This is a genomic window from Parendozoicomonas sp. Alg238-R29 (genome assembly GCF_947331445.1).
GTDB lineage: Bacteria > Pseudomonadota > Gammaproteobacteria > Pseudomonadales > Endozoicomonadaceae > Sansalvadorimonas.
Map to the genome: position 1 here is coordinate 1 of NZ_CAMZOG010000040.1, position 25,464 is coordinate 25,464.

Consider the following 25,464-nt stretch of genomic DNA (forward strand, 5'->3'; position numbering starts at 1 on the left):
CAACGGGTTTGAATATCCATTTATTCATAGAGCTTGACGCCACTGCAACTGGATGTTCGATTCTATCTTGATTGACGCTTTAAGTCCGACAGGCTGCTAGCGGCGCGTTGATCTCTTCGCCTTCGCTTCTGGCTGTAATAATGCGGCGCTCGGCGCGGCGGGCTGTTGTGCGAACCATATGGAAATAGCAGGTTTGGGAAGAACAACCGGGCAGAATAAAGTTCTCCAGAGGGAGGTTTGCGTTGAACGGGTCGACCAGGACTTCGAGGTTGTCGACATGCTCGTCCTGAATAATTTGCCAACCGGGCATAGCCAGTTCAGCACCGGCATCGAACAAACGATGCTGGATTTCAAGCAACGGCTCCAGCAGTTCAGTTCATCGACAGTACCGATAGCTTCCATTCGAGCATGGTCTTTGGGTACCCGACGGCCTTCACCCAGACTGGTTTCTCCTTTGTCGCCTGTGCGGGTATAAATTTTGGAAAGACGGTTGTGCTCGGACATAAGGGCGCGCCTCAGACGGATTGACTCAGTTTCCAGAAAGTAACAGTTCTTCGTAATTGCTGAGGTGATGTAACCCAAATGCTTAATTTGGGGAGACTGGGGAGGTTGATATACATCACGAGTTTCAGTGATAGACCTTAAATACAGTCTACTTTAATAGCCTTCACCTTTCTGGAGGCGTATATGACATTACCCCGAATTCTTGGTTTGCCAGCAGGATTGCTTCTCGGCGCAATAGTTACTCTTCTTCTTGCCCATTATTACAATGTATTGCCATCAGGGTTGCCTGGGGCTCTGGCTATTTGTCTGGTGATAGGAGCCGTGCTCGGAGAGATTGGAAATCGCCTTCCTATTTGGAATAAATATATAGGTGGTGGCCCAATTCTGGTTTTCCTGGGGGCGGCTGGAATGGTTTATATGGGGTGGCTGACAGATAGGGAAATAACGGCCATTACTGGGCTAATTAAAGGCAGCCAGTATATAGATCTGTTTATAGCTGTTTTGATTTTCGGGAACATTCTGGCCATTCAAAAAAGTATGCTGGTTCGTTCACTGGTTGGTTACATTCCGGCGATTTTGCTGGCTGTAACGGGTGCTGCTGTTCTTGGAATTATGGCAGGGCTTCTAGTGGGAATTGCTCCAGAAGAGATCATTATGCTTTATGTTCTGCCTATTATGGGTGGTGGAAATGGAGCCGGAGCTATTCCTCTCTCAGAAATTTATGAATCTGCCACGGGGCAGCCGAGGGATATTTATTACTCGAAAGCGATTTCCATTCTGACTATTGCCAATATTCTCAGTATTCTGGCGTCCTCTCTTTTAGACCGGCTTGGTAAACGTTACCCCAACCTGAGTGGTGAAGGGCTTCTGGTTCGTGGAAGTAGCGCTGAAGAAAACAATGTTGAAAATGATGGTAAATACACCTCGGCTGATTTGGTTGGTGGCTTGATTCTGGCAGTAGTGTTTTATGTGTTGGCTGAACTGTTCGCCAAGGTGTTTTTACCCGGTTTTGGTGATGTGCAGATTCATCGTTACGCTTGGCTGGTTCTACTGGTGGCTGCCCTGAATGTTTCTGGTCTTGTTCCTTTGTCGTTACGCAGCGGTGCTCGGCGAGTGGCTGATTTCTTCAGTAATGAACTGCTGTGGGTATTAATGGTGGGAGTTGGGGTTGCTTACACAAGCATGGAAGAAATTATCGCAGCTATTAACCCAACAACAATTTTTGTTTCAGCTTTGATTGTTGTGGGCGCAATTTTAGGCGGGGCTATCGGAGGCAGGCTGTTTGGCTTCTATGAAATTGAATCTGCTATTTCCGCGGGGTTGTGTATGGCAAACCGGGGAGGCTCAGGAGATATCGAGGTGCTGGCCGCTGCAAACCGTATGAAACTTCTATCTTATGCCCAGATATCCTCACGTTTAGGAGGTGGAATTATTCTTGCCATAGGTGCTGTATTTTTCAGTATGTATGGATGATTGAAAGGCATAGAATATGCGGCTTTCAAGCCCACTTTAGGCGGAACTCATGGCGCTGAAAGCCACGATATTCAAAGCAGAATTGCAAATAGCCGATATGGATCGTGGCTATTACCAAACTCACTCATTAACTACGGCTCGTCACCCTTCAGAAAATGATGAGCGAATGATGGTTCGTATTCTCGCGTTTGCTCTGAATGCTACTGATGACCTGCAATTTACTCGCGGATTAAGTGCTGAAGATGAAGCGGATATCTGGGAAAAAGATCTGGTCGGTGGGGTAAAAACCTGGATTGAAGTTGGCCTTCCTGATGAACGTCGTATGCGTAAAGCCTGTAACCAATCAGAACAGGTGTTTATGTACGCTTACGGTGATAGGGCTGCGCCGGTGTGGCGTGAACAGAATAAAGCGGTACTCCGCCGCTTCTCCAATCTGACTGTTTTCTTTATTCCGGAAGAGCAAGTGTCTGCAATGGCAGAACATACTGAGCGTACTATGGATTTACAGTGCACGATTCAAGACGGAGAAATCATGTTTAGTAGCAATAATGGAGTGGTGGATATCTCACTGGAATGCTGGAGTGATTGATATGTATAGAGCCTGTGGAACAGGCCCTATAACCTCAACTCTTTTTTCTAAGATTGTATCTTTTTTCAGGTTTTGGATAGGGATAATCTGAGCTTATGGTCCTTGGAGGCTTTCTTGGAGATTTTCTTGGAGTTGTAGCCTTTGAACTAGCCGTTTTTTCAGATGAGCCTTCTACAAGGCTTTTTCCCCAACCCTCCTGTTCCATTATCTCGAGGGAGTAAGGCCCAAGGCTTTTATCTCTAGCAAGAACATCCAGTGTAAGGCAATCCAAAAACGGCATGTCTTTTCTTGGCTCGTCTAGCTTTTGGCTTAATGGAGTATCTCTGTATGGATAAGCAACGGCAGTAATTGTACCGACAAGAGTTTCAGCAATATCTAGACGACCACAATCAAGCAAGGGTCTAATTTTTTCGACAAAGAGAGCTAAACCTTCTTCTGTGTCTACGAGAGGAGCTGTCTTCTTTATTGGCTGGGACTGTGAGGCTTCGTTTGCCTTCTTTTGGAGAGCTGTCTGAGGGGCCAGAGAGGTTAGGAGTAGCGTGCGAAGGGAGCTCTGGGCTGTAGTGTAATTCTTTCAACTTGAGTGAGTTTTGCTCAGCGAAGCTCTTTGGGTAGAATTACATACAGAGGTAACGCAATCATGTTTAAAGCCGGTTTTCGGTTTCGGGTATGGTTGCGTTTTTTATGGGTATCGTTGGCTATAAAAACAACAAAACAGTAGTCATCGGGATAAAAACAACAAACTCAGTTGTGATAACTTTACCTGTTTGGTCCACCGGAACGAGATTTCTTCCGGCAGGCTTCCAGACAACCTAAGCTGACTGAGCTACCAAGGGCTGGTTTTCATAAACACTTTCTTTAAGTATTTACTGAAAGGCATTCCCTTCTGATTTCGTTTATGCAAAAACACGACATGAAGAGCTATCACATCTACGGTATGGGCGCGGCACTGGTTGATACCGAGATTGAGGTTGATGATGCCTTTCTCGCAGCCAACGGCGTAGAAAAGGGCATGATGACATTGGTTGATACCGATCGTCGCCATGAATTGATGGAAGCGCTGAAAGACCATCTTGTTCATTCCCGAAGGGCCAGTGGTGGTTCTGGTGCCAACACCGCCATTGCAGCCAGTTATTTCGGTAGTGATGTGTTTTATTCCAGCCGAGTCGCCAATGATGACAATGGTCAGTTCTATCTCAAGGATATGAACGATGCTGGTGTTGCAACCTGCAGTCTGGAAGAAAACGATGGCATTACCGGCAAGTGCCTGGTTCTGATTACCCCTGATGCAGAACGTTCTATGAACACCTTTCTGGGAATCAGCGAAACCCTCTCAGCTCGCGAACTTGATGCCGAAGCTATCAAAGCTTCTGAATACCTTTATATTGAGGGTTATCAGGTCACTTCAGAAACAGGCCGTGCCGCAGCTGTGGAAGCGCACAGAATTGCCAAAGAGAACGGTGTAAAAACTGCTCTGAGCCTTTCCGACCCTGGCATGGTGACTTTCTTCCGTGAAGGTCTGGAACAGATGATTGGCGACGGTGTTGATCTACTGTTCTGTAACAAGAAAGAAGCACTGGAGTGGGCCAAAACTGAAGACCTGGATGAAGCGGTTGAATTTCTAAAGAAAACAGCCCGTACTTTTGCCATTACTCTAGGCAAGAAAGGCGCGCTGGTTTTTGATGGTTCAAAGTTTATTCAGATTGCTCCTTACCAGGTGGAGAAAGTTGTTGATACTAATGGTGCTGGCGATATGTTTGCCGGAGCTTTCCTTCACGGTTTGACGGCAGGTCACGGTTTTGAAAAGGCAGGTGAACTTGCCAGCATGGCATCTGCTTATGTTGTGTCTGCTTACGGCCCTCGTCTTGATCCAGTGAAATACGAAGAAATTCTGACAAACGTTCTTGCTTAACTAAATAGTGTGTGGGGCGTTCAGTGCAAACTGGGCGCTCTATGAAGAGCCGAGAAATAACGCTAAAAACGATTGTTGTCGTAAGAAGAATCGAAGCGAAAAAAGAGTGGGTTTTTTAAGAGGGTGATCTACGGGCTCGGCATCCTTACTAAGCCCACTGATCCGTGTTCCTTGTATAAGATCGTCCTGATCTTCGGTCTTTCCTTAACCAGTGCTGCAAATCCTTTGCAACATATTCCTAATGTTCTTTAACGAGAACAAGCAGGAGCCTTACCTAGCTTCCTTTTACCAAATCCCTTGGCGAACCTGCACATATAGAATATGTTTGATTCCATTAGATGGTAAGTCGTTATAACCACTGTCGTCTGTGGGATATTTCTTACAATTTACCCCTATAGGCAGCTGTTTTTGTTTTCTACCACTAAACGTTGGTTGTTGTTTGGGTATCGCTCTCCTTTGAAGAGTCTTTTTCGTCATCGTCAGAATCGTCATTAAGATCACTGATAGTTTCTTTATCCAGCACAATTTCAACCTTCTCCAGATCAACGACAGGGGCAGACAAAGAATGTCTACTCAACCATTCACAGAGCAAGGGGTTATCATTCTGGAAGCTTTCAGGCGTGTAAGCTCTTAGCTTCTTAAGAGAGTTAGGGATGAGATATTCAATATCTTTATCTTGAATATCTTTGCCTTTGGCTTCATTGGAGTGTTGTACTGCTAAGCGAATGACTCCAGTAAGGCGGTCATAGATAGTAGGGAACTGCCCGCTGAGAATAAGCTCACCCATAACTATGTAATCTGCTGAGTCATCACCTTCCTCTTCATCGGCTTGAGAGGTAGAAGTTTGGTCGTCATCGTCACCCATATTCAGACCGTTGTCTTTTAATTGGGCGATCGCTTTTTCAAGGCTGGCAAGTTCTTCTTTGGCTTCCAGGCTGTCTTTGGCTTTTTCCTTTAACAACGCTAAATACGCATCAGAAACAATTCCCAGATTTTCCATCAGATAACTGTCTGTATTCAAACCTTTACCGGAGATTTCAGCTGTTGTGCTATCGGTAAAGTCATCTGGGTCAAGGTTACCCAGATCATGGGGTGAGCCAGCAACGACCACTCTGAAATTATGATTAGCCATATACTGAACAAGCTCAGGGTTATCGGCTTCGCCATCGTTATTCAGATCAAGAATCCGTTTCAACGTCTCAGCGCTTCTTTTAATGACTTCAGGCTCAGATTTGTCATTGCCAAGAACCGGAATCCCAAAAATAGTATCCTTTACTTCCAGAGACTTCTTCATCTCCTCTTCAGCCTTTCGGGATTCTTTTATGTAGTCCTGAAAATTGGAAGGTTCAGCCTGTTCTACTGGGGCAACAGATTCTACGGGAGCGATAGATACTGCGGTTGAAATCTGGCTTGAAGCGTCGTCAGCCTCGGAGAGTTGAACTGTTACGGCAAGAACAGCTGCCGTAACGAGAGATAGTTTTGGTAGATGGTTTTTGGGCATAGCTTTCACTCCGTACAGACAAAAGGGTGAGGGCTGAATGCCCACGCAAGCAGAAAGACTAGACGATAGTTCTGTATCTGCTATTGGAGAGACAGGCTGTTTTGTAAGCTTTTGTTTTCAGTTGTGTGGAAGGATTTTTAATTGCTTCTACTCTGTTTATTTCCAACAAAGCTCCATTGCTCATCCAGTTGACAGAGGGTTTCCTGGCCTTTTCAAAAGGCAGGCTGGTTACCTCTCTTGGCGAGAGTTTTTTCAACGCTTGATGACTGTATTCTGGCTGATACCCAGTATTCGGCTGGTGTCACGAACATCAGAGCCATTCATTGCCATATCGACAATTCGATCCTGAACACTTGGCTGGTTGCCCTTGTAGACAAAGCTTCTCTGGAAACTTTTAAATGCACCTACTTTTAAATGCACCTAAAGAAAGCCCCAAAGCGTATCAAATACGATCTTCTGGGAGCGTGCAATATCTGCCGATTCCATCACAGTAGCGACTGGGTAATTCTCTGAAGCCATAGAGATCATGGCAACCTTGGGTGGGTAGATAGCAATGTAACTGGCATCTACCGGCCCATCGGTTTTCAGCCACTTACGCTCTGAGTACTCAGCATCTTCGCCACCCTCTCCTAAAGCGATTACCCTCACATTTATCTTTTGTCTTACCCGCTGCAAGGTGTAATTGGGAAAGGGGCGATACAGGTGATGGCGAATACTTTTGGTGGAAAATACACAATATTCTTTGTCAGGCTGTTTGCTGACAGTTGCCAGAATATCTTTGAGCACAAACTCAATACCATCATCTCCCTCATAAAAGCGTACATTACCCGCTGTAAAATCAGGCTTCAGATGATGAAGGCCTGGAATAATGTCGGTTTTCAGGGAATCTATTGTTTGTTCAAGAGCGGCTTTTTTTTCTTCTGCAAGCAGTAACAGTTTGTCAGGATCTTCTGCTCGAAATACCCTCCGCTTTCCTTTCGGGGCGTAGCTTATCACCCCTCTGGCAGCCATTTGTTTCAGGCTTTCATAAGTTGTGCCACGGTTAATGCCGGTATGGCTGGCAATCTCCCGGATTGATGAAGGGCCTAACTGGAACAGAGACAGGTACAAAGTGATTTCCCGTTCCGACATTCCAAGCTGCTGCAGTGTATTTAAATTCATAGGGAGTACAGCTTTATCCATGAACTGATAAGTGTATACTTTTTTGTCAAAAAATTTATGACAAAAAGGGTTGTTTGAAAAAAATATAAGACTAAATTGCGTGTTGCTTTTTCGCTTTGTCAGTAATGCGATGACAGAGGACTGCTCCCAGCGATCAGCTCCTACAATGTTGTTGTGACGTTTACCGCTCTGCACCGGGTGTTTTCCATTGCCTTAATTGCCCTGATTTAACAGGGGCTAAAATCAATGGAAAGCGGCCAGTGCCGGGCTTTTTTGTTTTGATGCATCTGTTCATGCGTTCCAAAAGTGTGGGCAGAATGGAAATCTGTATGAATACAAATGTAATTATTTTGGCAGCCGGACAAGGCAGCCGGATGAAATCTTCCCTTCCCAAGGTTCTTCACCCCATTGCCGGGCGATCCATGCTGGAGCATGTGATTGGTGCCGCTGAGCAAACCCTGGGCGGCCAAAACAATATTCATGTGGTGATTGGTCACGGAGCTGGTCAGGTTCGTGAACGTTTGGCTCAGGCCCAGGTGAACTGGGTTGAGCAAACTGAACAGTTGGGCACAGGTCATGCGGTTATGCAGGCCGCCCCTGCCTGTGAAGGAGCTGATGTTGTATTGGTTCTATATGGCGATGTTCCCATGATCCGCTCCAGCACGCTGCAATCTCTGGTTTCTGCTTGTGATGGAAAGAACCTGGCTCTTCTCACCGTTGATTTGGAAAACCCTAGTGGTTACGGCCGCATCGTTCGTGATGCACAGGGAGCGATTCAGGCCATTGTGGAAGATAAAGATGCTTCCCCTGAACAGAAAGCCATTACCGAAACTAACACCGGAATTATGGCAATACCTGGCTCACGGGTTTCCGAATGGCTGGGTAATCTGAACAACAACAATGCTCAGGGTGAATATTACCTTACGGATATCGTGGCCATGGCTGTTGAAGAAGGTACACCTGTTGTCAGCGCCAGGCCTGGCAGTGAAATGGAAGTGCAGGGTGTTAATAATCGCATGCAACAAGCTCAACTGGAGCGTTTGATTCAGTTACGACAAGCGGAACAGTTGATGGTTGATGGTGTGACTTTGCTTGATCCTGCCCGTATCGATATTCGCGGCAGGCTCACCGCAGGCCACGATGTTGTTATCGACATTAACTGTGTTTTTGAAGGTGAAGTGGAACTTGGGGATGGTGTTCAGATTGGCCCGAACTGTCATATCAAAAATGCCGTAATTGGTGCAGGTACAGTCATTAAATCCAACACCATTATTGAGAATGCTGCTGTTGGCGAAGGCTGCGATGTTGGCCCTGTTGCACGACTCCGCCCAGGTACTCGTCTTGAGAATAAAGCCAAGGTTGGCAACTTCGTTGAAACCAAAAAAGCTCACATTGGTAAAGGCAGTAAAGTAAACCATCTGAGTTATGTAGGCGATGCTGAAGTCGGTGAAGGTGTAAATATTGGAGCAGGAACAATCACCTGTAACTATGATGGCGCCAACAAATTCAAAACCACCATCGCCGATGGTGCATTTATTGGCTCAAATACTGCTTTGGTAGCTCCGGTCACCATTGGTAAGGACGCTGTTGTTGGAGCTGGTTCCACTGTAACGGCAGAAGTTCCCGATGGACATCTCGGTGTTGCCCGCGGAAAGCAGCGCAACATTCCAGGCTGGCAGAAGCCAGTGAAGAAGTCTTAATAGATTCTTCCATCAGAAAACCAGTTTTTATAGTTTAAGGTAAACGACATGTGTGGAATTGTTGGTGCAGTAGCACAAAGGGATGTGGCTCCTATTCTGGTAGAAGGGCTGAAGCGTCTGGAATATCGTGGCTATGATTCTGCTGGCCTCGCTGTTCTCGATAAAGAAGGTGTTATGGGGCGCCTGCGTCGTACAGGTAAAGTACAGCAGCTGGCAGACGCTCTAGCGAAGGAACACGTTCAGGGTGGAACTGGTATTGCCCATACTCGCTGGGCAACCCATGGTGAGCCTACTGAACGCAACGCTCACCCTCATGTCTCTGGCGATATTGCCGTTGTGCACAACGGTATTATTGAGAATCACGAAGAACTGCGTAAGCAGCTGAAAGAGCTGGGCTACACCTTTGAATCTGATACCGACACGGAAGTGATTGCGCACCTGATTCACCATGAGCGCAAAAGCAATGATTCTCTGCTGGCTGCTCTGCAAAGTACGGTTGCTCAATTGGATGGCGCTTACGGAACAGTGATTATTGATCGTCGTGAGCCAAACCACATGGTCGTTGCACGTTCTGGCAGCCCGCTGGTTATTGGCCAGGGCATTGGTGAAAACTATGTAGGTTCTGACCAGCTGGCTCTGCTGCCAGTGACCCACCGTTTCCAGTATCTGGAAGAGGGTGATGTTGCGGATATTACCCGGGAAACGGTGTCCATCTTTGATGCCAACGGTAACCCGGTAGAGCGCGAGCTGGTGGATTGTGATCTTGATCATGAGGCCAGCGATAAAGGTGAATATCGCCATCATATGCTCAAAGAAATCTTTGAGCAGCCAAGCTCTGTAGCAAACACGCTGGAAGGACGCCTGAGTGACAGCCGTGTTTCTGTTGAAGCATTTGGCCACAATGCCCGTGAAATTTTCGAGAAAACCAGAGCGGTTCAGTTGATTGCTTGCGGTACCAGCTATAACGCTGGAATGGTTGCACGCAACTGGTTTGAAGATATGGGCATTCCCTGTCGTGTAGAAATTGCTTCCGAGTTTCGTTATCGCAAAGCATTTGTTCCTGACGATTGTCTGTTTGTCACTATCTCCCAGTCTGGAGAAACAGCTGACACTCTGGCTGCTCTGCGTTTGGCAAAGGAGCAGGGTTTTAAACACAGTCTGACTATCTGTAACGTGCCAGGTTCTTCCATGGTCCGTGAATCGGATATGGCGTTTATGACCCGGGCTGGTGCTGAAATTGGAGTGGCTTCCACGAAAGCGTTTACAACTCAGCTGACTTCTTTGCTGATGCTGGTAACTGCCGTTGCCCGATGCCGTAACCTTATGAGTGAAGAGGTAGAAGCAAATATCGTAAATGACCTGCGCAGCCTGCCTGCAGCTATTCAGGAGGTACTGAAGCAAAAAGATGCCATCACTGAAATGTCTGAAGACTTTTCCGATAAGCATCACAGCCTGTTTCTGGGCCGTGGCACTATGTTCCCCATTGCTATGGAGGGCGCATTGAAGCTGAAGGAAATTTCTTACATTCATGCAGAAGCTTATGCGGCAGGGGAGTTGAAGCACGGTCCATTGGCGCTGATAGACGGCGATATGCCTGTAGTCGTTGTTGCTCCTAACAACGAACTGCTGGAAAAACTGAAATCCAATATGGAAGAAGTCCGCGCACGTGGTGGCCAGCTTTATGTGTTTGCAGATCCTCACTCCCGCCTGGTTGCCGCCGAAGGTGTAAAGGTTATTAACCTGATCGAAGTGAGTCATTGGGTTGCCCCGATAATCTACACTTTACCTCTTCAGCTGCTCTCTTACGATGTTGCGTTGATTAAAGGCACAGATGTCGATCAGCCTCGAAATCTCGCAAAATCTGTTACTGTTGAGTGATGTTTAAGTCGCTTTAAAATTTCGAATCAAGGTAACTCTTATTAAGCTCCTGTGGGTTCTACCTGCGGAGCTTTTTTATGAGGTGTAAATAGTTATCTAATAGATTTGGATAATGATTCCAAAATCATATGGCTTTTCATTGGAGTACCAGCACCTACACTCCCACCCAGTTATTTATCAGGAGCGTCGTATGCCTCACCTCACAATTGTTGCCAATATCATCGCCAGCACAGAAAAAGTAGAGTTAGTGAAGAGTGAGTTGGTAAAGCTTATTGCGGTTACCCAAGCGGAAGAAGGTTGTATTAACTACGACTTACATCAGGATAACGAAAACCCTGCCCATTTTATGTTTTATGAGAACTGGGCATCCCGGGAACACTGGCAGAAACACATGGATACGCAACACCTGAAAGATTATCTGGCAGCGACCGAAGGAGCTGTAGAGTCGTTCATCGTTAATGAAATGAGTCAGGTTGGTTAACAAGGAGAGTCTATAGTGCAGAAGATTATTCTGCTAACTGGCGCGACTGATGGTATCGGTCTGGAAACAGCCAAAGCTTTGGTGTCACAAGGGCACTATGTTTTGCTTCATGGTCGTAACGCGTCCAAACTGCAAGATGTTGAGAACGCCCTTTCTTCTCTATCAGAAACGGGAATGGTTGAGAGCTATGTTGCCGACCTTTCTCGTTTGGCTGATGTGAAAGTGCTTGCTCAGGCCGTAATTGCGAAACACAAAAAGCTGGATGTTGTGATCAATAATGCTGGTGTTTACAAAACACCAAGCCCGGTGACACAGGATGGTTTAGATGTCCGTTTTGCTGTGAACACCATTGCTCCATATTTGCTGACTCAACAGCTGTTATCCATTCTTGGTATCACTGGCCGAGTGGTAAATATTTCCTCCGCCGCTCAAGCGCCCGTGAATTTAAATGCTCTGGTTGGGAAGGATTTACTTTCGTTATCAGACAGTGATGCTTACGCCCAGAGCAAGCTGGCTATCACAATGTGGTCCCGGCATATGGCGCAATCATTAAAAGACACTGGATCTTTGATTGTGGCGATAAATCCAGCGTCGTTTCTGGGAAGTAAGATGGTGAAAGACGCTTACGGCATGGCTGGAAAAGATTTGAGCATTGGTGTGGATATTCTCTGCCGCGCAGCACTCTCTGACGAGTTTTCTGAAGCCAATGGATTGTATTTTGATAACGATATTGGGCGATTTTCTGATCCACATGCAGACGCATTGAGTGTTGAAAAATGCCAGAAGGTTGTTGAACGCATTGAGGCGGTTTTGGCCAGAGATTAACTTCATAACCCCCCGAGTTTTCTCGGGGGGAAACAGAGAGTTAGGCCGCTAGAGGGGTAATCTGGCCTTGGTCGTTCAGTTCCAGTGCTGGAGAAGCATTGGCCTCTCCAATAGCTATATTGCTGGAGCTAAACGAATAACGGGCTTGGTGTTGATTGGCAAATGTAAGAGAGCGGCCAAAAATGCCAGAACAACCGTGGACCACCAGATGGGTTCATAGGTTCCGTAATAGTCGTAGATACGACCGCCTGCCCAGGCTCCCAGAAAGCTGCCAACCTGGTGAGTTAGGAAGACCAGTCCATACAGCGTGGAAAGATAGCGAGCACCGAAAATCTGGCGAACGAGACCAGACGTCAGTGGAACAGTACCCAGCCAGCAAAAACCAATAGCCGCGCCAAACAGTGTGGCTGTGCTGTTGGTTACTGGCAGAGTTATAAAGCTGGCAATCACCAGGGTTCTTGCCACATACAAGGCGGTCATAACATAACGTTTGTCATACCTGTCGCCCATCAACCCCCAGAAGTAAGAACCGAAGATGTTAAATACGCCAACATAAGCCAGCGCCATGGCTGCGGATGACGCTTCCAAACCTTTGTCTGCAAGATAGCTGGGCAAGTGGGTGGCAATAAACATCACGTGGAAGCCGCACACGAAAAAACCGGCGTGAATAAGCCAGTAACCTTTGTGGGCAAAAGCTTCCTGCAAAGCCTGTTTAACAGTTTTAGGTTCATTCTCCGCTGCTTTTGCAGTGGTACCCTGACTCTGGCTGGTTTTCATAAAGCAGGCGAAAGCCACCATTACACTGCATGCCAGTGCAAAAACCTGCAAAGTAGTTTGCCAGTCAAAGTTACTCAGCAAGGCTTCTGCTCCGGGAATCACGGCAAACATACCGAAAGAACCGGCTGCAGTGGTCAGGCCAAAAGCTTTAGCGGTGTGCTGGGCAGGAACAACCTTGGCAACTGCTCCGAGAACAATCACATAACTGGTGCAACTCAACCCTAAGCCAACCAATGCTCCCAGGGAAAGGTACAGCCACTCAGGCTGAGAGGCGACAGATGTCAGATATAACCCAGCTGCGTAAGCAAGAGCACCGAGAGAAATAACGCGGTGTGCTCCCCAGCAGTCGGCAGCCATGCCAACAAATGGCTGGAACATACCAAACAGAAGATTCTGGAAGGCGATAGCAAGGCTGAAAAATTCCCGCCCTGTGTTAAATGTTTCGGATATCGGCATCATAAAAATACCGAAAGACTGGCGAATACCAAGGCTGAAAATCAGTATGGCAATACCAAACCAGACAAGAAGGGGGAATCGAAAAATACTCATTAATGATGGTGCTCGGAGTGATCCATGGAACCAGACATCTGATGGTGCATGTTTTCCTGCTGATGGCAGCCGGCGTTAACGGCACTTCTGGTGAGAGAGTCCAGAAAAACCGGAGAATTATGAACAGCAACCAATGTCAGGCTCAGCAGTAAGAGCATTCTCAAAAGTTGAGCAAGTAAAGATTGGGAAGACATTGCGCCTCTCAGAGTCAGGAAGGCGCGGGATAGTATCCAAATACAAGGGGAGTAACTATTGGTATTTGCTCGTTCCTAACGCTCCCTGGTGCCTTTCGGAAAAATGCTATGTCTTTGATCGACCTGTTTTTATGATGCTCTGGTCAGCGTTTGGAGTAGTTCGGCATGCCGGTGGCCTTGCGGTACGACTGGGAGAACCATTTGGTACTTTAATCCTGACTATCTCGGTAATCAGTATTGAGGTCATAATGATTTCAGCGGTGATGCTGACCGCTGCTCATAACCCGACGCTGGGCCGGGATATGATGTTTTCAGTGCTGATGATTGTACTGAATGGCCTTGTCGGGCTATCACTACTGCTCGGTGGATTTGGGCGTGTGGAGCAGAGTTTTAATCTTCAGGGAGCTAATACCTTTCTTGCTGTACTGATTCCCTTAACAATGTTGATTCCGTTCTTCTGCTGTTAACACTTTTTGTTTCCCAGGTTTATTTCTCATCTACCCGCAGCAATATTATTCAGGTTTTAGTTCATCTCACTCTTTTTTTTCTGTTACATCATTATGATTTTTGATTAAGTGAAAAAACCGGCAATATTAAACTGCAGTAATAGCGGATCTCACAGTAATACTGCAAATAAAAATAATCGCATATCAGTAACTTAGCCATACTCTCTACTGGTTGGCGCTTTTAATAAGGGCGTGGCCGATGTGATTCTCTGATAGTACGAGCAATCATAGAAGTTCGTGTTGAAACCTGTTGCTGTGCCAAAAATGATTTCAGAATATCAAAGTGGTCGTGTATAGATACATAAGGCAATACCTTGTGGTTTCCCGTTAATGTTTCTGGGTTGACCGTCAATATTTTACGAAATTTAACTCCGCTATACAGCCCAGGTTCTTTTTCTACATACAATTCCTCAGCATCAACATATGCAATATTTATAACCTTACAAACAGCACTATAGTTTTTAGCAGCTGCCTGCATTTTACTATTCAAACTGCTAAGTGCAGGGACTATCCCTTTTTTGTTTAAGGTCGCCTTGGTTTCTGATATCAATGCTTGGTGAAGAGTTTGAAACTCACTAATAAAACCCCGTCCTTTTTTCCATAACTCGACTATGAGCGCAGTATAATGGTGTCGTAGACGTTCAATTATGGCAAGTTCATACATTCTGGTTCCCTCACCAAGCTTTTCAGAAAGCTTCTGAAGATCTTCCTCGAACATCTTTGCGAAAGAATCAAGGTTCTCCCATTGTTGTAATGCGCTAATACAACTGAGAAGCATCTCTTCTCTCCTTTTCCTGACATTTTTAATGTCTTCCATCGTTAAATTTTTTGTGCCAGGGTACTTCCGTTCACATAACTCAGGGCTATCAAAATTCATTGGAGTTCGCTCTGTCTGAGTGGATAAACCAGTAGTCCCGGAGGCGCTATGAATTTGAGGTGTGGCGTTATTGGCTTCAACAGGCTTTGGATCACAGCTGCCAGATGTGCTCTCATCCATTGAGACTAGAGCTGGTATGCTAGAAAAGTCTATGGGCAAAGAGGCACCCAATGCTTCAAGTGTTCTTTTCTTGGGTGTGGTAACAACCTCATCTTGGGGAATTGGCTGCAGATCAGGAATTTTAATCTCAGAAGCTAAAGCACGATAGTTACGTGCAGCTTCTCTTCTTTTGAGTTCGATAGCACCTACGTTTTTCTTATGCTTTTTAAGAACAGGCATTTCAGGCTTAGAAGTAGAATCACAAGAGTTGGAAACAACTTCTCTTCTTTGGGGTTCGTTATTAACACCTGCGTTTGGCCAAAACGCTTGCAGAGTAGGCAAAACACAAGACTTCGGAATAGAGTGAACAATGGCAACTGACCTGCCAGCGTAGGATCCCCCACTCATAGTGCTCAGATTCCTATTGTCGGTGGAAGTTCTCAGTGGATTCTGCGCTAAAGACTGACAGCTCTTAACAATCATTAGACTCACCTTCATTATTTGTTTCTATGATAAAGTCAATCTTAGTTTTTTGATCACGCTTTTAAATCAGACATTAGTCTAAGGTGGACCCCGCTAGGGGAAACAAAAACACCTTTCTTGCGCAGTTCATTGGAAACACGAACTGACCATGAGCAGGCTCCTCAATGGCCTATTCGGCAACAGTTTTTTCTGTTTCAGGCTCAACTCTATTATTGATGTTTGGAGTGTGGCGAGGCTTATCCAGCAAGGTTTCGACGCCATCAGAGTTCGCTGCGTCCCGATAATGGTAGAATGTGTCCTTGGACACTCCCATCATCTTGCAGGCTTTGGAGATATTACCGAGTTCATCAGCAAGATTGAGGAGGCCAACCTTCTCATTTCTAGAGAACAATTGTCTGATTAGGTCTGAACTAACTCACTGGAGGTTCTGCGCGTTCTCCTATCATCAGGCGAGCTATTCAATCTGTTTTTCCTGATACGCCGATTGCCAATGGTGACTATAACAAATGGTGACTATGACTGCTCTGTCGCTTCGGGGTTAGCGCGCTGGGCTGGCCTGTGTTTCTGGTAAACGATTTGTTGAGTCGCTATGTGCGAACCCTGCGATAATGGCTTCAGCCTGAAGCTTGCCAGGAATAAATACCTTTCACTCTTCAAAATCTGAAGTGGAATTATCCTGCTCTTTTGGGGAGTGAACAATCATCCTGTTCCGGCCCTGTTCTTTGGCTTGATACAGTGCGTTGTCAGCATCTTTCAGCAGCATATCTATGCTGTTGTCAGCATGGGATCGAGTAGCCACGCCCATAGATATTGTTATGTTACCCAGAGATTGGCCATTGAACTGCATTCCCTGACCGGCAATTCGGGCAACCAGAATACTGCCAAGTTCTGCGGTTTTATCGAGGTTTGTATCCGGGCAAACAATACAAATCTCTTCACCACCGTAACGACAGACAAGATCTGTTTCTCTGGTAGCTTCCTTCAATTCCATAGACACCTGTTTCAGAACATAGTCACCGGCGTCGTGGCCAAAGGTATCATTGAAGCGTTTGAAGTGGTCGAGATCAATCATCATAACTGACAGTGAAGAGGCATGATGGTCCGAGCTGTAGAACCGCTGTTCCAGTGTATCCATCATGTGTCGCCTGTTGAACAGGCCGGTTAATGGGTCACGAATAGCCTGTTGTCTCAGGTCTTCACGGAGCCTCATATTCGCCAGTGCCAGACCAATTTGTTCGGCCATGGCTTCTGCTTTGGAAGACCCTTCATCAAGATCCTCCTGATTTTCGTAGTTGAGGTGAAGTACTCCGAGAGTTTCACCTTGAGCAACAAGAGGAATACAAGCTTGACGTAAGTCGTGTTCGTTGGCGCTGTGTGCGCATCGGATTTCCAGACCATCTTCAATACTGTAATGAGTATGACCTTTGAGTAGGGACCAGCATTCGCTAGGTTCAAAATGTTCACTGCCCCGCCACTGCTCGCCCCACTGGGTTAGTAAGTCCAGTCGGTTTCGTGAAGACTTAATAAGAGTTATTGCCCCGCCACGGCAACCCGGAAGCAAATGGGCTGCGATTGGATGCACAACATTGGCGGCGCCATCAACAGTGGTACACGCAGACATAAGGCTACCCAAACGTTGCATAAGGCTGAGTTCATGGGTGCGCTCTTTAACTTCTCCCTCTAGCGCTGAACGCTCAGAGTCAGACTGTTTATGAAGCATTTTACTGAAAAAGCCAGTAATGATAATCACGACGACAACACCCAGCACACTGATGCCGGCAACCCATAACCAGATCCAAAGCATTTGTTGCCCAAGAATATTGAGAGGGAGGGCCGTGCGAACAATAAATGAACCTGTTTGATCTGAAGAGGAAGCCTGAGATTCGCCTTTATCGTGTTCGTGGTTGTCACCTTCAACAGGTTCCCTGAGTTCTACCTTTGTGGCGTAGTAGAGAAGGTCATAACCTAAAGCTTTGCTGTGCCGTTGCACCAGGCCGCTTTTGTTCGCGAGGGCTTCACGAATCTCCGGCCGAGCTATATGGTTCTCCATTTGACCCAGATTGCGTTTGGAAACTTTTGAGTCACCAATCACAATACCTTCCAGATCGACAATCGTGACACGAATACCAGAGCTGCTGCCAATATCTGTGGCCAGTAGATCAAAGTCCAAATGGTCGTCACCATGAAGTTCAATATCATCCCGAAGAACTTTTGACGTTACTTCAGCAATTTGTTTCAGCTTGATCTGGTAGCTTTTAAGAAGAATTGATTCGAAGTGAAATGTGAGCATGGCCAGGCTGGCTGTTAGAACAACAGTCATTAAAATGGCGGGTATGGCCAAAATACCGGAGTTACGTAACATAAAGAACGTCCTTGTTACTTCTATGCTGTTTTACTGCTTTTGTATTCTTTTTTCAGCAGGTGCAATCAACAGCAAAAGGTGCCTATAAGTATTGCAGTGGACTAGCTGGCAGGAGTGACAATCTTTTGATCATTCTTTATTAGAGCAAGAGGCGGTTTAGGACTGGAAACCAATTTGAGCCGCCTTGCTGGGTGGTAACCCGAAGTAGCGTTTGAACTCCCGGCTGAACTGAGCCGGACTTTCATAACCCACCTCAAACGCTGCGCTGTTAGCCGCTAGCCCGTGGTGAGCCATCAGTCTTTTTGCTTGGGTAAGTCTAATTTTCTTAAGGTACTGCAAAGGTGAGTCTTCCACCGCCTGTTTAAATGCACGATGGAAGGCTGAAATACTCATTCCAGCCTGCTGGGCCAGCACTTCAACTGTCAGTTTCTTCTCATAATGGTTTTGAATGAACTCCGTAACCTGAGATATTCGTGAAAGAACATGATCCTGCTGGCAAAGAGTAGCGACAAGGTGGCGTTGCGGGCTGGTTAGCAACCGGTAGTGAAGTTCTCTGTAATAGTGATTTCCCAGTGCGACAGCCTCAACCGGAGAACTTAAAACCGCTAGCAGGCTGTGCACAGTGTGTTTGAAGCTTTCATCCTGATCGAAAACGGCAATACCATTACCAACAACACCATCAAAGTAATCGTCGCCGTTATGCTGTTTCAGCAAAAGAGAAAGTTCGGAAATGATTTTAGAATCAAGGTCTATGCACATTCCCATTAAAGGTTTTTCAGGGCTGGCAAAGGTTTCGCATTCCATTGGAAGATTGCTGGCTGCAACCAAACACTGCCCAGGCCCGTAAGCCAGCTTTTGGCCTGCACAGTAAGCCTCTTTGTAACCCTGAATCGTTATCACAACACCTTTACTGTATACCTTGGGGGTGCGTTGCTGGTGTTGTCTACACAAGAAAAACCTGATTTCCTCTATAGAGGATCTGGCAAAATCTTCGCTATGTTCCAAAGCTTGCTGTTTGCAAAGATTTGTTATTAGCGCCACAGGTGTAGTCATAGTCTAGAGAGATTTTCCTAAATACTTGCAGATGATCAATTGTTATAAAAAGTAGGCAGAAACAGGCAAGAATTGAGTGTAAGTGAGCATTCGTTTTGTGAAGGGGCGACCATACAATACAGCCATCATATTGACCAGCAAACAGATAATGTTGGCAATGTACTGTGAATCGTTTGTTTCTCCATAGGCATACGCAATGCAATTCAGTTTTGAAAACACTACCCGCATTCATTTTGGTGAAGGCCAGATCGCAACACTCGCGAAAGATATCCCAAAAGATAAAAAAATCCTTGTGACCTACGGTGGCGGTTCTATCAAAAAGAACGGCGTTTATGATCAGGTTGTAACTGCTCTGGCAGAACATCAGTGGGGTGAGTTTGGCGGTATCGAAGCCAACCCTCAGTACGACACTTTGATGAAGGCTGTTGAGATGATCAAAGCAGAAGGCTTTGATTACCTGCTGGCTGTTGGTGGTGGTTCTGTTGTAGACGGCACCAAGTTCCTTTCTGTTGCCGCTAAGTACGAAGGTGAAGATCCCTGGGATATTCTGGCAAAAGGCAAAATTTCTGAGGGTGCAATGCCACTGTCTTGTGTTCTGACTCTGCCTGCCACCGGTTCTGAATCTAACACTGCTGCCGTTGTTTCCCGTGGCAGTGACAAACTGTTCTTCCACGATAACCGTGTTCGTCCTGAAATTGCTGTACTTGACCCAAAAGTGACTTTGACCCTGTCTGAGCGTCAGGTTGCTAATGGTGTTGTTGATGCTTTCGTTCACGTACTCGAGCAATACCTGACTTACCCGGTAAATGCCAAGGTTCAAGATCGTTTCTGTGAAGGCCTGCTGCTAACTCTGAAAGAAGAAGGCCCTAAGGCGCTGGCGACTCCTGAAGATATGGAAGTGCGCAGCAACGTAATGTGGGCAGCCACCATGGCGCTGAACGGCCTGATTGGTGTTGGTGTTCCTCAGGATTGGGTTACTCACATGATCGGTCACGAACTAACGGGCTTCTATGATGTGGATCATGGCCGCAGCCTGAGCATTGTATTGCCAGCAGTAATGAAAGTGCGTCGTGAACAGAAGAAAGGCAAGATCCTGCAATTCGGTGAGCGTGTATTCAACATCACTGAAGGCAGTGATGTTGAGCGTATCGATGCCACTATCGAAGCCACTGTGGCTTTCTTCAAAGAGATGAAAGTTCCTGTTTCTCTGGCAGATATTGAGCAAGGCCCTGAAGCCGTTGAAACTGTGCTTGAAAGCTTGAACATCCACGGTCGCGAAGGTATGGGTGAACGTGGTGATATTGGTCAGGCTGAGCTGCGAGCTATTCTGGCAGCTGCTCTGTAATTGATAACTCTCTCCTGTTCTGAAACTTGGAACAGGGGAGTTTTCTCCCTGTTGACCTTCCTTGAGCTGGAAGGTTTAGACTTTCTGTTAAAACGCAGGGAGAAAGCTTATGAGCTTTATAAAATCTTTCATTGCTGGCAGCGTGCTTGCTGCTCTTGCGTCTACAGGTTATTCGTCGAACGACCTGCCTGATATCACTGTTTACAAATCGGCCACCTGTGGTTGCTGTTCCAAATGGGTTGAGCATCTGGAAGACAATGGTTTCAACGTTGTCAGTCAAAATGTCACCAATTTGAGCGATTACAAACAGAAGGCGAACCTCCCCAACGGGCTTGGCTCCTGTCATACCGCTTTTGTTGGTGGTTATGCGATAGAAGGCCATGTGCCTGCAGCAGATATAAAAGCCATGTTGCAGAATCGCCCTGAAATCACAGGACTGGCCGTTCCTGGTATGCCAATGGGATCGCCAGGTATGGAATACAACAACCAGAAAGACGCCTATCAGGTTCTGGGTTATACGAAGGAAGGGGAAGTAACAGTTTTTTCTTCTCACTAGTCTCAATTAGGAATTGAACTTGGCAATGCCCTTTGGGTGGCGCTGAAAGCCGCTGAACCGTCGTGTCAGGTTTTTTAGGAAGTGGGTTCGTCCTGAAGACGAAGTTAATATCAAGGCACTCATGCTCATCATTTAAATCAATTGATATCATCGGATTGATTTGTTTTTTCTGGCTGTGTGTTTTTTCCAAAAAAAAAGAGGATTGCGTTGCGGCAATCCTCTCATTCTTTAAGAGCACACTCTTATGCGGCTACTGCTTCTCTGGCAGGAACTGCCTCTTCCTCTGAGGTGGTGACGTTGTTCTCCAGCTTGTGCATCTCACGAATTTCCATATCTGTCATATGACCGTAGTCTTCCTTCATGTAGCCGAAGGTTCTGTACAGCATAAAGCTGGTCATCAGCAACAGGGGCAGTGCAAAAATCAGGATGGCAGACTGCATGGAGCTGACTGGAGCGTTCACAGAGATGAATACAGCTGGGATGGCAACAATAACCAGGCACCAGAAAATTTTCAGAGCTGTGGCAGGGTTGTTCTCTTTGTTCAGTTTCTTCTGAGTCTGGCAGGCCACGGTGAATACAGAACCGTCCAAAGTGGTTACCAGTAGCAGGAAGGTTGCAACAATGAATACCACCAGAATAACGGAGGACAGTGGCAGAGTATTCAGAGATTGAATAATAGACTGACTGGCCTGACCGTCAGAAACCATCTGACTAATGTTTACCTTACCGTCCAGTTGAGTCTTCATCATGAAAGAGCCAACAATAGAGAACAGTGCAGCAATGCCTGCAGTACCACCACCAATCATGCACATGATAACTTCACGGATGGTGCGACCTTTGGATACCTTGGTCACAAACACACACATCAGCGGAATGAAGATCATCCAGTAAGCCCAGAAATAAGCCGTCCAGTTTTGTGGGAAGCCTGCTTTTTCAATGGCATCAGTGTACAAGCTCATCTTAACAAAGTTGGAAGCCCAGATTGCGATGGAGGAGCTGGTGTTTTCCAGGATGAACTGAGTAGGGCCCATAACGAGGATGTAAAGAGCCAGAGCTACGATGCAATAAGTACCGTAACTACTGATGTTCTGCATGCCTTTCTCAATACCCAGGAAGGAACTGAATATCAGCAGAGCAGCAACGATAGCCACCATACCCAGCTTTAAGGCCAGGGTGTCTGCTACGCCGGTCAACAGGGAAACGGCAGCGGAGATAATGGGTACACCCAGGGACAGAACAATAATGAGACCAAATACCAGAGCGATTGGGTACATGATGTCGATAACACGAGCCACAACAGAGCCGGTGGATTTGTTGGCGATCATGCTTTTTACGATATCACTGATTTTCAGAGAGCCGGTCTTGCGAATGTAAAACGCGTACATAACCGGAATAGCAGTGATAGCGTAAATAGCCCATGCCGTAATACCCCAATGGTGCAGGCTGTAAGTTACCGCCCACTCGTGAGCCTGAGTGCTACCGGCTTCTATTCCAAAGGGAGGGGTCTTGATGTAGTAAGACCATTCCAGGAAGGCCCAGTACACGGTGCCGGAGCCAACACCGGCCAGTGCCATCATGGTGATGTATGAAAATGTGGAAAACTCGGGTTTTTCGTTGCCCATACGGATGCTGCCGTATTTGCTGAGGCAGAAAAATGCGCCGATTAACACCAGTCCGAAGGCATACCAGAGAATAGGGGTACCAAGGTTGCTAGCAATAAGGGTAAAGATGTCGCCAGCAACTTTGATAGCCGTGTCGGTATCTTTAAGGAAGAATATTGAAATTGCGGTCACGATAATCATTGAAATGGCTATCGTAACCTTGTCGTAGTTTCCAGATGTTTGGGTCGACATAAAAATCTCCTGTCGTATCAGCTCCTTATCCCTGTGGAGCTGATGCGAATCGTTTTGTTGTATTTATTTTTCGATTGTGAAACTGAGAATGGAGGCATCGCGTACTGCAGCCCAATCCATTTCAACACCCAGTCCAGCGCCCTTGGGTGCGTGAACAAAACCGTCTTTGTCGGTGCGAATGACATTCTTCGCACCGTATTCAAAGTTCTCGTAAGGGAAGGCCTGTTCGAAATACACGCCATTGTTATGAGCCAGTGCGACGTGGAGGTTGGCAGCCTGAGTAATGGTGTAACCCCAGGATTGTATTTCCAGAGGCTTACCGTGCGCTTCTGCAATCGCGAAGCACTTGTTCAGTGGTGTGATACCGCCGCAGACAGTGGCGTCTTGACGTACGTCAGACCACATGTCATTTGCCAGAGCAAATTCGACTTCTTGCAGGGTCAGCATGCAGTTGCCGTGGCTGGAGATTTCGAGGTTGGTTTCTTTAACCAGCTTTTGATAGGTCTTGAAATCGTAATCAGAGCAGGGGGCTTCGTACCAGTACCAGCCGAGTTCATCCAACAGCTTGGCCATTTTCAGAGACTGTTCGCCGTTGTAGTACATGGCGGTATCAAGCATCAGTTCGATGCCGCGACCCTTGAATTTTTCATCAACGGCCTTAACGAGAGGAACATCTTTTTCATAAACACAATGACAGTGAAGTTTGACAGCCGTGAAACCCTCTTCTATACATCTCTCAATGAAATCAAAGTACTCCTCGTGAGAGTGAAAGAGAGGTGTAGAAGCGTACGACAGCATCTTGTTACGAGCACCGCCAAGCATCATGTAGATAGGCATGCCGAATTTCTTGCCTTTGATGTCCCAGGCTGCAATATCGAAGGGGGATTTTGCAGTCAGGCCGCCCCATGTGCAGCGACCTTGTAACCAGGTGTGAAACTGTTCGGTCATCAGGGCGTTCTTACCGATCATGCCGGGAGTGACGCTCTTCATAGCCTCCAGGATACACTTGTCGAAGTCTTCTTCGGTGTAGCTAATGGTGGCACCTACGCCTTCCAGGCCGTCTTCTGTGATGAGGCGGACGATGTTGTTGGTGTAGAAAAGAGGTTCTTGGTCATCTGCCCAGGGCACAGGGTCGGCTTTTCGGTCGGCAACGGCGTACAACTCAATTCTTTTAATAGTGCTTTCGTAGCTCATTATTTTTAGCTCCAGTGTGTGCAGGGGGAGATCCTGCTCCTGCTGGCGAAGGGGGGCGTGCAGCAGGTTCAGAAAATGGTCTTGTTTAGAAAATGGCCTTGGGAACGATCAGATACGGCTGCCTGCAGCAATCATTCGGGCGCGAACCTCTTGTCCTTTCAGTTCACGCAAGCTCTTGTTTTTTTTCAGGGAGAGAACACAAGCCTGTCCGGCTGCGTGTCCATACTCAAAGGTTTGTGCGGTTACGCGGGCAGAAGCGAGAGCTTCGTGTTCGGCCGATAAACAACGGCCGGCAACAATAATGTTTTCACCGACTCTAGGAATCAGGGTGTTGTAAGGTACGTCGTACCAATCTTCCAGAATCCAGTGCAGTTTGGGCTTGGTGCCAGAGTGTAACTCGATAGGCCATGGACTACGGCAGATACTGTCTTCGCGTTTACGACAGGTCACAACATCTTCATTGCTTAGCTTTTCCACACCCTCAATAGAACGGGTTTGGCGGATTCCGACTTCAACGCCCGTATCAACTACATAAGACTTTTCGCAACCGGGAACAAAGTTCTTCAAGAAGCGGGCATAGTCGCGCACTTGCTTCCGACCGAAGACTTCGGCTTCAGTGAAATCAACAGGATCAATAACATTGAGAACGCGCCCATCCTGACCAGCCAAACGGGTTGCGTTGACCATGATTTCACCAGGGCGAGTTGTGGGGAAAATCCAGATTTTATGGCGGGGAAGGCTGTATTCACCAGAGGCGTTAACTTCAAGGATTTTAGCGGTCACTTCTGGTGGGCAGATAGTATCTTCGCCGTAGTAATCCAGGTAGGTATCCATGTCGATACCGCCCATGCGGAAGAACATGGTTGGGTTCTGGATAACGCCATTATCACCGAAGAAGTATTCGCCACCAGCACGGGCAACTACGGCTGCATCACCACTGGCATCAATAATACGCTTGGCAAGAATCACGCTCTGGCCAGCGTTGGATTCAACGACAACGCCTTTGTATTCTTCGCCGTCCATAACCACACCGATAACTGCGGTGTGGTAGAAAATCTCGACATTGGCATCCATCAGCAGTTCGTCTGCTGCTTCCCGCCACATCAGAGGATCGTGAGTTACGGTAAAGGTTCTGCCGTAACGCTGGGGTTCCGTGACGCCCCCTTTTTCTTTCAGCTTCCGGCGAAACTCTTCGGTAAAACCGAAGACGACCTGTTCAGGCTCTTTCGATGGGTCTTCACTGGCGAGGTACATGCCACAGATGGTGCCAGACATGCCGGCGACGGCGGCGCCACCACAAAACCCATATTTCTCTATAAGGGCTGTTTTCAGGCCATTACGACCACAGGTTGTTGCTGCTGCTACACCGGCTGAACCACCGCCAACGACCAGAACGTCCAGCTCACGCAGAACTGTAAGCTCAGAGTATTCGTTAACCCGGTTTTCAATTTTCCAGCCTTTCATGTAGTCACCCTCAAACAATACCAGCTGATATATCAGCAATATTTAAATGATATTCATGTTGCCTTTTAGTAGGGTTGATGTAAATCAAAAAAAGAGGAGTAAGAGAGGGATAAGGTGTCTGGGCTTGC

The 25,464-nt window shown here is 46.8% G+C and carries 23 protein-coding genes and 1 pseudogene; 10 read left to right on the plus strand and 14 right to left on the minus strand.

What is annotated here, in order from left to right; genetic code table 11:
- Positions 1-79: 79 nt before the first annotated feature.
- Entirely contained in the window at positions 80-358 is a 279-nt protein-coding gene (locus QMA35_RS11420) for a hypothetical protein (protein ID WP_281647280.1), read from the minus strand.
- A 329-nt stretch (positions 359-687) separates the two neighbouring features.
- Between QMA35_RS11420 and QMA35_RS11425 the strand changes: the two genes are divergently transcribed.
- Positions 688-1,977 (plus strand): 2-hydroxycarboxylate transporter family protein, encoded by a 1,290-nt coding sequence (locus QMA35_RS11425; protein WP_281647281.1) that lies wholly within the window; start codon positions 688-690, stop codon positions 1,975-1,977.
- 49 nt (positions 1,978-2,026) lie between these two features.
- Entirely contained in the window at positions 2,027-2,566 is a 540-nt protein-coding gene (locus tag QMA35_RS11430; RefSeq protein WP_281647282.1) for a YaeQ family protein, read from the plus strand.
- Positions 2,567-2,600: 34 nt separating this feature from the next.
- Here QMA35_RS11430 and QMA35_RS11435 read toward each other — a convergent pair whose 3' ends face one another.
- The gene (locus QMA35_RS11435) at positions 2,601-2,963 is read right to left on the minus strand and encodes a hypothetical protein (protein WP_281647283.1); all 363 of its coding nucleotides are present in this window, start codon (positions 2,961-2,963) and stop codon (positions 2,601-2,603) included.
- 501 nt (positions 2,964-3,464) lie between these two features.
- On the opposite strand from QMA35_RS11435, the gene QMA35_RS11440 reads away from it, so the two are divergent.
- Positions 3,465-4,478 carry an adenosine kinase gene (locus QMA35_RS11440; RefSeq protein ID WP_281647284.1) on the plus strand — a complete coding sequence of 338 codons (1,014 nt, stop codon included), beginning with the start codon at positions 3,465-3,467 and terminating at the stop codon, positions 4,476-4,478.
- 421 nt (positions 4,479-4,899) lie between these two features.
- On the opposite strand, the gene QMA35_RS11445 is transcribed toward QMA35_RS11440, so the two are convergent.
- The 3 genes from QMA35_RS11445 to QMA35_RS11455 form a co-directional block, all read right to left on the minus strand.
- Positions 4,900-5,979, minus strand: coding sequence for a hypothetical protein (locus tag QMA35_RS11445; RefSeq protein WP_281647285.1), 1,080 nt, complete (start codon positions 5,977-5,979; stop codon positions 4,900-4,902).
- A gap of 252 nt (positions 5,980-6,231) precedes the next feature.
- On the minus strand, positions 6,232-6,399 hold the full coding sequence (locus QMA35_RS11450; protein WP_281647286.1) for an IS1-like element transposase: 168 nt from the start codon (positions 6,397-6,399) through the stop codon (positions 6,232-6,234).
- Complete coding sequence (locus QMA35_RS11455) at positions 6,400-7,140, minus strand: helix-turn-helix domain-containing protein (protein WP_281647287.1); 741 nt, start codon at positions 7,138-7,140, stop codon at positions 6,400-6,402.
- Between the two features lie 329 nt (positions 7,141-7,469).
- Between QMA35_RS11455 and glmU the strand changes: the two genes are divergently transcribed.
- The 4 genes from glmU to QMA35_RS11475 all read left to right on the plus strand — a co-directional run bounded on the left by glmU (position 7,470) and on the right by QMA35_RS11475 (position 12,024).
- The gene (gene glmU / locus QMA35_RS11460) at positions 7,470-8,840 is read left to right on the plus strand and encodes a bifunctional UDP-N-acetylglucosamine diphosphorylase/glucosamine-1-phosphate N-acetyltransferase GlmU (protein WP_281647288.1); all 1,371 of its coding nucleotides are present in this window, start codon (positions 7,470-7,472) and stop codon (positions 8,838-8,840) included.
- Between the two features lie 48 nt (positions 8,841-8,888).
- A complete protein-coding gene (gene glmS, locus QMA35_RS11465; protein WP_281647289.1) occupies positions 8,889-10,718 on the plus strand; it encodes a glutamine--fructose-6-phosphate transaminase (isomerizing) in 1,830 nt (609 codons plus the stop codon).
- 190 nt (positions 10,719-10,908) lie between these two features.
- Positions 10,909-11,199 carry a putative quinol monooxygenase gene (locus QMA35_RS11470; RefSeq protein WP_281647290.1) on the plus strand — a complete coding sequence of 97 codons (291 nt, stop codon included), beginning with the start codon at positions 10,909-10,911 and terminating at the stop codon, positions 11,197-11,199.
- Between the two features lie 15 nt (positions 11,200-11,214).
- The gene (locus tag QMA35_RS11475; RefSeq protein ID WP_281647291.1) at positions 11,215-12,024 is read left to right on the plus strand and encodes an SDR family NAD(P)-dependent oxidoreductase; all 810 of its coding nucleotides are present in this window, start codon (positions 11,215-11,217) and stop codon (positions 12,022-12,024) included.
- 114 nt (positions 12,025-12,138) lie between these two features.
- Here the strand turns inward: QMA35_RS11475 and QMA35_RS11480 are convergent, their stop codons facing one another.
- Entirely contained in the window at positions 12,139-13,350 is a 1,212-nt protein-coding gene (locus tag QMA35_RS11480) for an MFS transporter (RefSeq protein ID WP_281647292.1), read from the minus strand.
- Positions 13,350-13,544 carry a hypothetical protein gene (locus tag QMA35_RS11485; protein ID WP_281647293.1) on the minus strand — a complete coding sequence of 65 codons (195 nt, stop codon included), beginning with the start codon at positions 13,542-13,544 and terminating at the stop codon, positions 13,350-13,352. Before QMA35_RS11485 ends, QMA35_RS11480 begins: the two co-directional genes overlap by 1 nt.
- A 131-nt stretch (positions 13,545-13,675) precedes the next feature.
- Between QMA35_RS11485 and QMA35_RS11490 the strand changes: the two genes are divergently transcribed.
- Positions 13,676-14,011, plus strand: coding sequence for a hypothetical protein (locus QMA35_RS11490; protein WP_281647294.1), 336 nt, complete (start codon positions 13,676-13,678; stop codon positions 14,009-14,011).
- Positions 14,012-14,231: 220 nt separating this feature from the next.
- Here the strand turns inward: QMA35_RS11490 and QMA35_RS11495 are convergent, their stop codons facing one another.
- The 4 genes and pseudogenes from QMA35_RS11495 to QMA35_RS11510 all read right to left on the minus strand — a co-directional run bounded on the left by QMA35_RS11495 (position 14,232) and on the right by QMA35_RS11510 (position 18,924).
- A complete protein-coding gene (locus QMA35_RS11495) occupies positions 14,232-15,434 on the minus strand; it encodes a hypothetical protein (protein WP_281647295.1) in 1,203 nt (400 codons plus the stop codon).
- A gap of 161 nt (positions 15,435-15,595) precedes the next feature.
- Positions 15,596-15,909 (minus strand): annotated as a pseudogene (locus QMA35_RS11500) (helix-turn-helix domain-containing protein); the annotation flags it as partial.
- Between the two features lie 246 nt (positions 15,910-16,155).
- On the minus strand, positions 16,156-17,871 hold the full coding sequence (locus QMA35_RS11505; protein ID WP_281647296.1) for a diguanylate cyclase: 1,716 nt from the start codon (positions 17,869-17,871) through the stop codon (positions 16,156-16,158).
- A 156-nt stretch (positions 17,872-18,027) separates the two neighbouring features.
- On the minus strand, positions 18,028-18,924 hold the full coding sequence (locus tag QMA35_RS11510; RefSeq protein ID WP_281647297.1) for an AraC family transcriptional regulator: 897 nt from the start codon (positions 18,922-18,924) through the stop codon (positions 18,028-18,030).
- A gap of 196 nt (positions 18,925-19,120) precedes the next feature.
- Here QMA35_RS11510 and QMA35_RS11515 point away from each other — a divergent pair, with 196 nt between their 5' ends.
- Both QMA35_RS11515 and QMA35_RS11520 read left to right on the plus strand, forming a co-directional pair.
- Complete coding sequence (locus QMA35_RS11515) at positions 19,121-20,269, plus strand: iron-containing alcohol dehydrogenase (protein ID WP_281647298.1); 1,149 nt, start codon at positions 19,121-19,123, stop codon at positions 20,267-20,269.
- 109 nt (positions 20,270-20,378) lie between these two features.
- Entirely contained in the window at positions 20,379-20,825 is a 447-nt protein-coding gene (locus QMA35_RS11520; RefSeq protein ID WP_281647299.1) for a DUF411 domain-containing protein, read from the plus strand.
- Positions 20,826-21,067: 242 nt separating this feature from the next.
- Here the strand turns inward: QMA35_RS11520 and QMA35_RS11525 are convergent, their stop codons facing one another.
- The 3 genes from QMA35_RS11525 to QMA35_RS11535 all read right to left on the minus strand — a co-directional run bounded on the left by QMA35_RS11525 (position 21,068) and on the right by QMA35_RS11535 (position 25,336).
- Positions 21,068-22,678 carry a BCCT family transporter gene (locus QMA35_RS11525; RefSeq protein ID WP_281647300.1) on the minus strand — a complete coding sequence of 537 codons (1,611 nt, stop codon included), beginning with the start codon at positions 22,676-22,678 and terminating at the stop codon, positions 21,068-21,070.
- Positions 22,679-22,741: 63 nt separating this feature from the next.
- Complete coding sequence (locus tag QMA35_RS11530; RefSeq protein ID WP_281647301.1) at positions 22,742-23,872, minus strand: mandelate racemase/muconate lactonizing enzyme family protein; 1,131 nt, start codon at positions 23,870-23,872, stop codon at positions 22,742-22,744.
- 108 nt (positions 23,873-23,980) lie between these two features.
- Entirely contained in the window at positions 23,981-25,336 is a 1,356-nt protein-coding gene (locus tag QMA35_RS11535; RefSeq protein WP_281647302.1) for an FAD-dependent oxidoreductase, read from the minus strand.
- Positions 25,337-25,464 lie beyond the last annotated feature (128 nt).